This is a genomic window from Algibacillus agarilyticus, from assembly GCF_003286125.1.
GTDB classification, from domain to species: domain Bacteria; phylum Pseudomonadota; class Gammaproteobacteria; order Enterobacterales; family Alteromonadaceae; genus Algibacillus; species Algibacillus agarilyticus.
In genome coordinates, this window is sequence record NZ_QMED01000011.1 from 73,270 (window position 1) to 87,107 (window position 13,838).

At 39.3% G+C, this 13,838-nt stretch carries 8 protein-coding genes; 5 read left to right on the forward strand and 3 right to left on the reverse strand.

Features of this window, described 5'->3' with window-relative positions; all coding sequences use genetic code 11:
* The first annotated feature begins 7 nt into the window (after nucleotides 1–7).
* From DPX34_RS10630 to DPX34_RS10650, 5 genes are all read left to right on the forward strand, one after another.
* Entirely contained in the window at nucleotides 8–193 is a 186-nt protein-coding gene (locus DPX34_RS10630) for a CPXCG motif-containing cysteine-rich protein (protein WP_111978410.1), read from the forward strand.
* 409 nt (nucleotides 194–602) lie between these two features.
* Complete coding sequence (locus DPX34_RS10635) at nucleotides 603–1,517, forward strand: ABC transporter substrate binding protein (protein WP_157964693.1); 915 nt, start codon at nucleotides 603–605, stop codon at nucleotides 1,515–1,517.
* 83 nt (nucleotides 1,518–1,600) lie between these two features.
* A complete protein-coding gene (locus DPX34_RS10640; protein ID WP_198673680.1) occupies nucleotides 1,601–3,070 on the forward strand; it encodes a sensor histidine kinase in 1,470 nt (489 codons plus the stop codon).
* A 762-nt stretch (nucleotides 3,071–3,832) separates the two neighbouring features.
* Nucleotides 3,833–7,285: an HzsA-related protein gene (locus tag DPX34_RS10645; RefSeq protein ID WP_111978413.1), complete on the forward strand. Its 3,453-nt coding sequence runs from the start codon at nucleotides 3,833–3,835 to the stop codon at nucleotides 7,283–7,285.
* Nucleotides 7,286–7,540: 255 nt separating this feature from the next.
* A complete protein-coding gene (locus tag DPX34_RS10650; RefSeq protein WP_111978414.1) occupies nucleotides 7,541–9,163 on the forward strand; it encodes a hypothetical protein in 1,623 nt (540 codons plus the stop codon).
* A 400-nt stretch (nucleotides 9,164–9,563) separates the two neighbouring features.
* On the opposite strand, the gene DPX34_RS10655 is transcribed toward DPX34_RS10650, so the two are convergent.
* The 3 genes from DPX34_RS10655 to DPX34_RS10665 form a co-directional block, all read right to left on the reverse strand.
* Nucleotides 9,564–11,813 (reverse strand): xanthine dehydrogenase family protein molybdopterin-binding subunit, encoded by a 2,250-nt coding sequence (locus DPX34_RS10655; RefSeq protein WP_232824709.1) that lies wholly within the window; start codon nucleotides 11,811–11,813, stop codon nucleotides 9,564–9,566.
* A gap of 2 nt (nucleotides 11,814–11,815) precedes the next feature.
* Nucleotides 11,816–12,295 (reverse strand): (2Fe-2S)-binding protein, encoded by a 480-nt coding sequence (locus DPX34_RS10660; RefSeq protein ID WP_111978415.1) that lies wholly within the window; start codon nucleotides 12,293–12,295, stop codon nucleotides 11,816–11,818.
* Between the two features lie 493 nt (nucleotides 12,296–12,788).
* Complete coding sequence (locus tag DPX34_RS10665) at nucleotides 12,789–13,703, reverse strand: hypothetical protein (protein WP_111978416.1); 915 nt, start codon at nucleotides 13,701–13,703, stop codon at nucleotides 12,789–12,791.
* Nucleotides 13,704–13,838 lie beyond the last annotated feature (135 nt).

The window sequence follows — 13,838 nt, forward strand, 5'->3', positions numbered from 1 at the left end:
ATGAAAAATGGGAATAGCCGACCGACCTATAACCTGTCCACATTGTGGCAACCATATTCATGTATTACTTGATGCTTCAAATGGCGATCAAGATTATTATGAAGACTGTCCAGCTTGCTGTAACGCTATTCACATTAATTTTCACCTAGATGAGGTAAACGAAAAACTCGATTTAGATATAAATGATGAATAATAATTTTATCTGAGCATAAGCTTCACCTGACTTATGCTCAGATTAATAAATCAACAAATTAAGTTTTTGACAAAAGCGTGATAAGAATTATAACGACATGTTTATAAAGTTAATATTTTCATCAGCATAACTAGATTAAACTTGAAATAAAAATGACAAAAAGCAATAATTCACCACTTAGATTATCACGTAGTTATTAGCCAACTAAAAAGTAGACGCTTATACGGTATTACACACATTTAATGACGATTATTAAGTTAGGTATTGGCAGGACTTAAAATTAATTAAATAAATGTTCTAGCGGACCGATATATAAAGTGTCTCTATTAAAATAAGCTACAATTGCGTATGTTAAAAAAAATAATAGTTCAGTATTACCCTATATTTGGCTTATAAAATGAGATGTTTAGTGAAACGGATTTACTTATCAATTGCATTTTTATGCTTATGGTTTGTGCAAATAATTGCTCAAGCTGAGCAATTAACCATCATTTACCCGCACGTAAGCGCACCTTATGACGAGATATACGAGCAAATAAATAAAGGGATTTCTTCTGTTTACCCCAACCAAATTAATCAAATTAAGCTGCCCAGTACATTTAATCCAAGTAATATCGCCGATACCATCACCAGTAATAAAGTGATTGCCTTAGGCAAACGTGGATTAACCGTAGCCAAATATTTATCAAATGAAACGTCTGTTGCTATTGGTGCCCTACCTATTCGGCCCAATGGATTCGCGGGTGTTAGCTTAGTCAGTAGCCCAGAAAGTTTATTTAACTCACTTAATCAACTAGCGCCTCACATAAAACATATTAGCGTCGTTTTTACAGAAAAATCGTCTTGGATAATAGGCGAAGCGACCAAGCAAGCCAAACTAAAAGGTTTAACCCTCGAAACTTTGCAAGTAGAAGGGATGAAAGATGCCGCTAAAGCTTATAATAAAATTTTCGACCAAAAAATAGAACTTGATAATCACGCAATTTGGTTACCACTAGACGGTATTACCGCTAACGAAAAAGTCATTGTGCCCGTTATACTCGAAAAAGCATGGGAGCGCCGCATGGTGGTTTTTTCAAGTAAACCTAACCATGCAAAACGCGGGGCGCTTTTTTCAGCTGTACCCGATAATTTTGCATTAGGAGAACAACTAGCAAAATTTATTATTAACGAACAACTTCCTGCCAAAGTAGATAATGAATTAAGTCATGTCAGCCCGTTAACAACCATAAAACTCGCGGTTAACCTCAGAACTGCATCGCATTTAGGTATGAATTATTCACCTAAAGAACGCGCAAATTTTGCTATGACTTTCCCTAATTAATTATGTTTAAAAATATTATATTCAGTTCAAACACGAGTATTAAAAAGCAAGTGATCACCTTTTTTATATTAGGTGTTTCGGTCATGAGTTTGATCATTAGTATATTCACTGCTGCGGGTATAAATCAGCAATCAAAGCAACTTATGCTTAAAAATGCATTTCAAATAACGGAAGGTTTAGCTAAGCAATCAGTCTACCCCATACTTTCGGGTTCAAGCGAAAACGCATCCGATGCGATTAAACAGGTAACGGGATTTCAATCCGTCATTGCAGCTCGACTATCTATTGATAACAACGAAACCTTTTTAACAGAAGGTAACCCATTTAGTAAAAGTGATTTAACCTCACTAACGCAAACAAGTGTTATTCAAGAAGTCGATAACTACTGGCTAATTGCTACACCGATTAAAGTGATTGATACCCCACTAGAAAATCAAGATAGTCAATTTGGCTTTGGTGAAGATGAAAGTAAAGATAGCGCATCCGAGCTTATCATTGGCTTTGCCGAAGTGCTTTACAGTAAAGAAAGCTTATTACAAACTCAAAAACGTATTACATTAATTATTTCAACTGCGGGTATCTTAACCGTTGTTATATTAAGCGCCATATTGAATGCAGGCTTAACCAGTTTATTTGCACCTTTACATCAATTAGCAACAACAATGGATGAAGCTAAAACCAGTGGTGAACACATCTTTGCTGAAGTCAAAGGCGCAAAAGAAATTCGCAAGATGGCAAAATCATATAACAACATGATGAAGGTACTCGATAAACAAGATGACGATCTTAAGCTGCACCGAGATACACTTGAGAAACAAGTTGAAATAAGGACAAAAGAACTCATATTAGCCAGAGATACCGCGCTTTCTGCTAGTCGCCATAAATCTGAATTTATGGCGAACATTAGCCATGAATTACGCACCCCTATTCAATCGATTATTGGTTACAGTGAAATTGTTGTAGAAGAATTAGAACTCGAAGGTAACTTTGATTTAATCGAAGATATGGACAAAGTTGCGCGTAATGCACAGCGATTATTATCACTCATTAATAGCTTACTTGATTTAGCTAAAATAGAAGCGGGTCATCTTGACGTGCATAATAGTACTTTTACACTAACCGAGTTAGCCGCAACCTTAAGCGATACAATAGCCCCCTTAGCCAAACAAAATAATAATATTTTTATTGTACATAATGAATGCGATTTAAATGAAGTCACACTCGATAAAGATAAGTTAGAACAAGCCTTGCTTAACCTACTCAGTAACGCCTGTAAATTTACCGATGAAGGCCATGTTAGCCTAACGATCAGCAACGAAAAAAGCTTGATTAGATTCAGCGTTAAAGACAGTGGAATAGGATTAGACCCAGAACAACAACAATATATATTTGACGCCTTTAGGCAAGTTGATGGTAGCCAATCGCGTAAATTTGGTGGCACCGGCTTAGGCTTAGCGATAACCAAACGCTTTATCGAATTAATGAAGGGCCAAATATACGTTAAAAGTAATATAAACGAAGGCGCTGAATTTACCATCGAACTTAAAGTCTAAGCCAATGGTCTAAAGCTCCTCCCACTTACCGTTTATCATTAAAATGCGTAAAACGAATACGTGTTAGTTTAAATGTAATATAGTCAAAGCGATCGGGTTTTAGGGGAAGCCGTCAAAGCTACCGCGTCCTGCTCTCGCCCCTTACCTGCATCCATGCAGGCAAGCTTCGAGACGCCATGAGCATATGCTCTACTATGTGATTGGGGCCGCCTAAATGGATTTAGGTGTTAGAACGACGCAGGAGCCAAAGTCGAGAGTAAGCGCTGACAATGAACCATCAAACCTGAACGAGAAAACGATAGCGACTGTCACTTTACTCAAAATATGGACGATATTCATCATAAAATAACAGCCCGAAAAACATCAAAATCAATCTTGCTTTAATGCTTCAAAGTACAATTTAATCAGATGTAAAAACATCATTTTCTATACCATTTTATTAGCGGGATATTAAGAACACCTTCAATTTAATACCAACCTTAAACTATAGCCACTCAAAATAAAATCATCTGATTATTTATGATGCATAACTAAATTATGTGAATTGCTAAGCACTTTTTATTTATCACATGGTTAAACATTAGCAAACGACTACGCTTCATAATTAATGAATACCAGTGAAACAAATTTGTACAGGGATGATATTTTTGCTCACAACCCTTCCCCCATCAAACTTGGCAAGCTCTTATTTCATTGTACAAGCGATTGGTAAAACCAATTAACAATCAACCCTATTTTCACATACCCACATAGGTAGCAGTTATGAAAATCAATATTGCTTTGAGCAAATTTATTGCTCTGTGTACGCTCATATTTTTTATTAATTCTGTATCGGCAATCGATTACGATATCGTTTACGTTAAACAACCCCGTAAAGGCGATAATGAACACATCATATGGCCTGAAGTTTTTCACCCAGGACGACTAGAAGCGAATAGTGATCTAATGCTGCTTCACCCAGACGGCACTGAAGAAACGTTAGTTGATACCGAGTTTGGAGGGGTAACCGACCCATTTGTTTCATTTGATGGTAAGTGGGTTTACTACAGTTACTTTCCCGATTTACGTAAAGAGTCGCTTAACTTTCAACGATCATACTTGCCCAAATACGGTGCCGATATCTATCGTATTAATTTAGCATCGCGTGAAATCGAACGTTTAACCTTTCAAGAGTTCACCCCCAATACGGGTACAGCAAATTGGGATGAAAGTAATCCACTTAATCCTAGCAGCGAATTTAATCGTTTAGGTTATGGGATCTTAAATACCGGACCTGCTCCACTGCCAGGCGGAAAAATAGTTTTTACCAGTAATCGAAATGGGTACAAACCAACAAAAGGTTATACCACCCCCGCCATGCAGTTGTTTGTCATGGATGAAGATGGCAGTAACGTCGAAGCGATTTCGCCCATGACGCTAGGTTCAGCATTACACCCAACGCCGACATTGGACGGTCGTATCATGTTTAGTACCTATGAAAGCCAAGGGTTAAGAGACGTACGCAATTGGGGAATATGGTCAATCCAACCCGATGGCCGAAAATGGGAGCCCGTTGTCAGTTCAACTAAACAAGCCAGCGCTTTTCATTTTATGACGCAGCTCTCAGATGGCTCAGTGGTCGTAGAAGACTATTACAACTTAAATAATTTTGGTTTTGGCTCCCTTTATGCTATCCCCGTAAGAACACCCAATGAACCTGCTTTTTACGGCGCATTCAAAGGTGATAATCCTATTATTTCAACAGGTAGCGGGGTTACAACCGGATTTAGAATGCCGTTTACACCAAAAGGCATGTACTCAATAACACCACTTTCTACTTCAGCCGATCATGCAGCCGATGCCGGTACCGGAAAATACACCCACCCCTCAGCCGCGCCTAATAACGATTTATTGGTAGCATGGTCTGGCGGCCCGGTAAATAAATTAAATAGACCCAGCCCTTACCCAACCGTCGATTCAGGTTTATATGTAATACGCTCAGGAAACCCTGTAACCGATATGGGACAACTCGAATTAATAAAAAATGATCCTGACTTTAACGAGGTTTGGCCTCGTGCCGTGGTCAGTTATCAACAAACCTATGGCGTAGAACAACCAGCAGAACTCGAATGGTTACCTAACGATGGTAGTTTAAGCACTGCTCTTCCTGCCGGTTCAGCATATGGTTTAATAGGATCTAGCTCTTTTTATAAACGTGAATCATTTCCGGGTGTCACCCGTGGATCAAATAATTATGAAGGCCTTGATGTATTCAATACCTCAGAAAATAACGCATCTAGTAACTGGAATACCCAAGGCGCAGATGCAGGTAAATACAGCGACAGTGAAATTTGGGCCGTTAGATTACTCGCTATGGAGCCCAATACCGATAAAGGATATGGACCCAATTCAAGTCATCGTAATGACACTTTTTTTCATAATCACGCTAACGAAAAACTGAGAATATTAGGCGAAATACCCTTACGAAAATTTAATGCTGATGGCTCGCCCGTGATGGATCCAGAAGGTAACCCAGACACGAGTTTTTTAGCAAAAATACCTGCCGATACTCCCTTTACGTTCCAAACCATTGATAAAAATGGGGTTGTACTCAATATGGCACAAACCTGGCATCAAGTCAGACCTGGTGAAGTGCGTAATGATTGTGGAGGCTGCCACGCACACAGTCAGCAACCATTAAAATTTGAAGAAACAGCAGCCGCTCAACCCGATTATACAATATGGGATTTAACCCAAACAACACCACTAATTACGCAAGATGAATCGGGTGAACCCATTGTTAAACAAGTCGATCAATCACTGGTTAATGTAGAGTTTTTTCAAGATATTAGACCCATACTTGAAGAAAAATGTGCCAGTTGCCACAACAGTTCAGACGAGAACCCGCCGGCAAACTTAGTGCTCGATAATCATGAACTTGTCGCGCGAACACATAAAGTGTCATTACCTAACGACTACATGCGTTTATGTGAAGACCAAAACGCAACGCTTGGTGGTTATCCAGCCCTGATTGGCACTTATCGACAACATAACGCCAGCCGTTACGTGAAAAAATTCCAAAGTAGACGGAGTTTATTAACGTGGAAAATATTTGGTAAGCGTTTAGATGGCTGGCAAAATGCAGATTATCCAACAGCATCCATTCCAGGAGACAAAACCAGCTTGCCAGAAGGCGCATCGGTTAACATGGCCGACTTAGATTTTACAGGCAGTATAATGCCAATACCTGAGAGTGGTGTCTCACCGTTAACGATCGACGAAAAAATGACATTTGCCCGATGGATTGATTTAGGCTGTGCCATTAATACCGCAAGCTATAACAATCGAGAAGGAATGGGGTGGTTTGCAGACGACACAAAACCAACACTGACGATGTCAAGCCCAAGAGCAGGCGTTAACCAACAAGTAAACCATATCACTATTGGTTTATCTGATGCTTATACCGGTATTAATCTAAATACTTTATCGATAACCGCTAACGTTGAACTCGATGGCAAACCAGCAGGAGCAGAATTAAAAGGTGAATTCAGCCAAAATGATGGGGTTTTTAGCTACAAATTATCACGCCCATTGCCTAATGGACTAATCGGTACAATCAATGCAGAAGTTAAAGATAATCAGGGTAACGTAACCAGAGTAAAACGCACCTTTTCGACTTTAACGGTTATTGCCGATTCAGACCATGATGGCATCTTAGATAATGTGGATAATTGTATCGATATCGAAAACATCAACCAGCTTGATAGTGATAATGATGGTTATGGCAATGCCTGCGATGCTGACGATGATAATGATAACTACCTTGATGGTGATGAGATACTTACGGGCAGTGACCCACTTAATGCAACCTCAGTGCCTATCGATAATGATGGCGATTTCATACCCGATTTGTTAGATGAAGATGACGACAACGACCAATTATCAGATGAGCGCGAGATGCAATTTGGCACCAATCCTTATCAAGCCGACAGTGATTTTGATGGCGTTTCAGATTTAGAAGAAATACAAACCGGCACTAACCCGCTCTACCATTTGCCGCTCACATTAGATATAGATGGCGATGGTTTCGCAAAAGACACAAGCGATGGCATATTAATCATGCGCTACCTATCAGGTGTTAGAGGAGAAGAACTCATTAAAGATGTCATCTCAGACACATCAACCCGACAAGAACCAACAGAAATAGAAGCTTATTTGCAAAAACTCATGCCGTAAATAATCACATATTAAAAAACAAAAAAATCACCGATACCGTTGTCGGTGATTTTCTTACTGCAGTTATGAGCAGGTAATCTCAACCCACCTCTTCTTCCCCAGGCAATTCGTATATCCCCCCGCAATATAAAATCAGTACCCTAATATTGATAAATAATTCAAATAAATGTGAATACAAGTTTGATTTACCCTTCACGCCGCGTTGACACGCAGCTCGTTAAGCTAGCGTAGAATTATTTAACTGGAGCAAAAATAATGAACGTAAGCCAATACAAAACCTGTTTACTACTAACCCTACTTTTAAGTGCATGTGGCGGTAGCGATAAAAAGTCGACAAACCACGTTGTCACGTCAAACAATACACAAGCGATTACCCTCGAACCATATAACACACAAAATACACTCGTCGAGAACTTTCCGATATCAGATTACATTAGCTATACCGATCACACATCAAACTTAACCGCTATCACCAGTATAAATACGAACTGGCCGCAATTTAATGTTTATCAAGCTCGTCAAACACAAGGCTATATAGATGCAAGCACAGAAGAAATGTTTTATCACGCCATCGAAGCCGTCAGTGAAGCGCAACTTAAAGCAACCGACATAGAGCGATCAGCAACGAGCACTTGGTATGTAAACTCAGACGCTCAGCTGTACCGTGTTAATCACCAAAATTCATCTACCGATAGTTGGCAATGGGCTAATAACCGACAATTTACAGAACTCGCATTAGTCAATGAAGACATGCTTAATGTTTGGCTTTACGACCAACAACAACATGAGCTGGTTTATTTTACACCCAATACAGCGTCTGCAACGGTTTATCCTATCCAAAGTGATTTGACTATTCATGGCTTGAGCTATTTTGAACAACAGTTATTTGTGCTTGCACAGGCATCGCAAGCGTGGTTTGTGATGAACTTAGCCCTAAGCGATACCGAGGTGACTTATAAAAAGGCTTGGCGACTCGACGGCTTTAACGCCAATATGTTTACTGATGTAGCGATCTTACCCGATGGTGCTATCGTGGTTAGCACCAATCAAACAGAGCATAATTTAATCCAAATAGCAGACAAATCCGCCACATTAGGTGATGGGCCTATACCAGAAGCCGGCGAGCTAACACTATTAACCACAATATCGCTAGATGAACAAATCGAACAGCCATCTGGTTTATGGCATAGGCATGACGGCAACTGGCTACTACTCACTGATAGCGCTAAGTTATTTATGCTGGATGAAAATTTCAATATCATCACCCCCATCGAATTTGCCATGGCGAGTATTAATTGCAACCAAGGGTGTACCGAAGGGGTAGTCGCAACAACAGATGGTTTTATGGTATTAACAGACAGCTGCTTATTAGCCCAATTTAACCAGCTTGGCCAATTTAATTCGTATGCAGAGCAAACCGAGCTGCAATCTGAGCATCAATTAACCTTAACCGATGAACAAGGTATCGCTTATGAATATAGTGGCTTAGCATATGATGCCACCACAGGCCTCTATTACATGCTAAGTAGTAGTCATGATGAAAACCAAACAGATCAATTGCTTACATTAAATAATGAATTAACGGTAATCGCTCAGCAACCGGTTACTTATCATGATGAAACACAAGGCAGTATATATCGCTATGATGCACAAGGTATCGAATATTATGCAGGTCATTTGTATGTGATTTCTGAACAGTTTACTAAATTACTAAAACTCAATTTACAAGGTGAAATTTTAACCGTATATGATTTAGATCACCAATTATTAGCTTACCCCAGTGACATCGCGATCCACGACAATAAAATTTATTTGATAGGGGATCATGAAAATGATGAGCCTTTACCACCAGTCCATGTTTTTGAAATGATTGATTAATATAGTCAAAGCGATCGGGTTTTAGGGGCAGCCGTCAAGTTTCGAGACGCCATGAGCATATGCTCTACTATGTGATTGGGGCGAGTAAGCGCTGACAATGAACCATAAAACCTGAGCGAGAAGACTATATAGTCAAAGCGATCGGGTTTTAGGGGAAGCTGTCAAGCTTCGAGACCCCATGAGCATATGCTCTACTATGTGATTGGGGCGAGTAAGCGCTGACAATGAACCATAAAACCTGAGCGAGAAGACTATAGCAATCAGCGTTAATAAGAGATCAAGATTAGCGTAGGAAAAAAGCTTGATCACAAGCTAATGAACACTAATTTTATAAAAAACCATCGGCGTACAGGCAGACACGACCGATGGTTTGATCAATTAAATATCAAACATAAATCGTTTATACCGGTAAAGGCTTAAAGGGCATATCACGGTAGCGTTTACCCGATGCGGCAAAAATAGCATTGCTTAATGCAGGCGCAAAAGGCCCAACGCCTGGTTCACCTAACCCCGTTGAAGGTTCATTTGAATCGATAGCATGCACACGTACATTCGGCATTTCATTGTGTCTAAGAACCGGATAATCATGAAAATTAGAATTAACCACAGCCCCTTCTTTAAACACGATTTCAGTATATAAAGACAAACTCATACCCATAACAACAGCACCTTCCATTTGCGCTTTGGCACCATCTAAATTGAGAACCTGACCACAATCAATTGCGCAATCTACATTTAACACCTTAATATTATCGCCATCCACTTTAACATGCACCGCCATGGCAACATATGAATGAAAACTATAATGAACCGCTAAGCCGATCCCTTCACCTTTAGGCAATGCTTTACCATAGCCCGACTTATCGGCAGCTAACGCCAATACCGTTTTAGAACGTTGGCAAATTTCTTGCTGTTTAGGTGCTTTATTCGCATCATACAACTCGTTCAGCATGGTCAATGTGTCTTTACCTGTTTTATGCGCTAACTCGTCTGCAAACGTACCAAAAGCAAAGCCAATAAAAATAGCATAAACAGCTCGATACCAACCAATGCGAGTGTGCGCTGGCGCATATCCCGTTTCGGCAGCAAAATTAGACACATTAAAAGGATGAGAATTAATCGCCCCTAATGCCCCCTTAGGCGCACGATCTAAAGATGAATTAAACAACGAATTAATCGATGGAAAAGCGGCACGATGCAACCACCCCGTTACATTACCGTTGGCATCTAACGACGCTTCAATATGCTGAGCACTAATCGAATGATAATAACCGGTACGCATATCCTCTTCACGCGACCAAATTAATTGAACAGGGGCTTTTATCGCTTGAGAAATAGCGGCAGCCTCATGTACATAATCACATTTAAATTTACGCCCAAAGGCACCACCTGAAATCATCACATGAACTAAAATATCTTTGGGTTTGCGATCTAAAAACGTGCCTAATACTTTTTGAATATCTTCAGGGCTTTGCGTCGAAGCCCACACTTCGCAACTGTCCTCTTTAACCCAAACAACACTCGCGTTAGGCTCCATAGGGGCATGACATAAATGCCCCCCAGTATAAGTCGCTTTAACGGTGTCTTTAGCATCTGCAAATGCTTTTTCAACATTACCGCGGTTAAACACTTGTTTTGCTGGCTTTTCAACACTTTCAACTAATAGCTGACGATACGCTTTGGTGTCGTAATCACCATGCTCACCTTTATTCCATTCTACTTTTAACGCTTTAACGCCTTGTTGAGCTGTCCATGTGTTATCAGCAACAACCGCAACGCCCCCTAAAGAGCCATAAGGTAATTTTAAAGGATCAATAACGACAACATCCAACACCCCTTTAATGTTTAAAGCGGCTGTTTTATCAACTGACTTTAACGTACCGCCCATAACCGGGCAATGCACAATAGCGGCGTAGCGCAGCCCAGGTATTTTGGTATCTACGCCGTATTGGCGTTCACCTTTTACAACCATCGACAAATCATGTCGAGGTAATTCAGTACCAATATATTTATATTCTGCTTTATTTTTTAAGGTAGGTTTTTCCGGTACCGGTAAACCAGCAGCTATTGTCGAAAGTTCGCCATAAGATAAACGCTTACCATTAGCGGCATTATAAACATAATGGTTTTGCGCATAACAATTACTTAAATTGACCTGCCAAACTTTAGCGGCAGCCGCAATTAACATCGCTTTAGCCGCTGCACCCGCCTCTCGCATGGGAGTTAGCATGACACGCGCACTGTTTGAGCCGCCCGTACTTTGTGGCCCGTATTTGTCTTTATCACCATCGGCTTGTTTAACCGTCACACGAGACCAATCCGCATCCATTTCGTCGGCTACCGCAGCAGGCAATGCGGTACTAATACCTTGTCCCATTTCACAACGACCACAATATAATGTTAAATCACCGTTTTCATATAAGTGAATAAAAGCATTAGGGTTAAATGGTGACGCATCACTTAAACTCGTTTCAGCGGCAACGCCTACCGCCGGCATAGCCAAACCGATCGCTAACCCACCTGAAGTGGTCGCCATAATTTTAAAAAAGTGGCGACGAGAAACGCCCTCAGTCGGTAAGTTTTTATCTGTCGCTAACGGTGTTTTATTTAAATGTTGTTCGGCTAAAGCCAGTAATACATCTTCATTCATTACTATGCTCCTGCCATTTTATTATTAGCCATTTCTTTAGCTGCCGATTTAATCGCTTGCTTAATGCGTTGATAAGTACCACAACGGCATATGTTGCCCGACATCGCCGTATCAATTTGCTCATCGGTGGGTTCTGGTGTCGTCGCTAAAAAACTCGCTGCATTCATAATTTGTCCAGCCTGACAATAACCACATTGCGGTACTTTATGCTCTACCCACGCTTTTTGTAGTGGGTGATCAGCCGCTAAAGAAAGTCCTTCAATCGTTGTTACGTTTTTATCTTTCAGAGCCGCCATTGGCATAACACAAGAGCGCGTAGCCGCACCATCAACCAACACAGTACAAGCGCCACACAAACCAGACCCACAACCAAATTTTGTGCCAGTTTTTTCTAATGTATCGCGCAAATACCAAAGAAGTGGCATTGATTCATCAACCTCAATGGGGTAGCTAATATTGTTTATATTAATTTTGTTTTGCATGGTGTTTTACTCTTTGTGTGTTTAGGTAATTTAACCAGTTATATAACGCAGTTGCAATAAAGTTATAACCTTAAATAAGATCAGACTTATACGCTTTAAATAATGATCCAGCATAAGTGCAGTAATAAATAACTATAGATTAAAAATAAACGTCAGATATCAGAATGGAATAATTAAAATTAAATAACAAACAAGATGCGATGAAGCGGCTCTAAAACAACACCGTAAACCATTCAGCATCTAAAATAAATTTGCAAAACCAATGAATTTACAGGTGAAATGAATTTACCGGGACATCCATGCAAGATTTTTAAAAGCCAGAAAAGTGAATAAATAACGCGATCAACTCACTCATATATCAAACACAATGTCGCCAAAATCGGTTAAATCTTTATTTTCTTAGAGTGGCTGTCCCAGATAGTTGCCTCCAACAAAATGAATAAATAACGTGATCAACTCACTCATTTATCAAACACAATGTCGCCAAAATCGGTTAAATCTTTCTTTTCTTAGGGTGGCTGTCCCCGATAATTTGTTTGAAATGTAACTTAATCAATTCTGAGTAAATATAAAACATATCTCTATTTACATGTACGTTTAAATATAACGAGGATTCATTTTCAAAACTAGAGTAGATATTAAAAAATGGATATTTCGAAATTGGAAACCAAAATTCTGGTAGGCTTGTGTAGTAGTGCTTGGGGTTATAATAACTTTCCTGTATCAATTGCTTATTTCCGCCTATAAAATATGAAAAATCTAATCTCCCTGATTTATTTTTTTTATCGTAAATAGACTTACTATCCAACACTATCCCATCAAGAAGTGTATTTGAACTCTCTCTGTACCATACATTGATGCCTTGCTGATTTTGATTATTCAATTTTTTATAACCAAAAGAAGGAAACTGAAATATACTTTCTATGAAACTTAAAATATTTTTAGAGCTTATGTTATTAAAATTAATATTGTCTTTATCAAAAGGATCAACTGATAGACACTCCTCCTTTTTATTTTTGTAAACCGCTTTATTTACGTAATTAAGATATTGCCTAAATTTCTCTTTTTCTAAACACTTAGCTTTCATCACGGACTTATAATAATGGCATATTTGATCCGCCCATGGCGTTTCCTCGCTCTCATTATTCTGCTTTTTTAAAGTATTCAAAAATTCAGACGCATATTGCCCCTTAGTCAAACGTTGCTTGATTGACTCGACTTCTATTTTAGAAAGCTCTTCGTCTACTTGGTTTATATAAAAATCAGATTGTTTTATACACTTATCTAACACAAATGGGCTACTCCACCCTTTGTCTAAAAGTAATTTTCCCCGGTGATAATAATTTTCACTTTCTTTAACTAATACTTCGTGTATTAATTCATCAAGTAGCTTTTGTTGCTCTAACATCCATCAACCTTTTCTAAAGTATAGAAAATCTTCCCAGTAGAATTTCCTTTAGTATCTCTATGAATTGGCACCCATGCAGGACGGCACCAATGCTATTGATATGGTCACTCCACATTCGGCATCATAATGTACCAT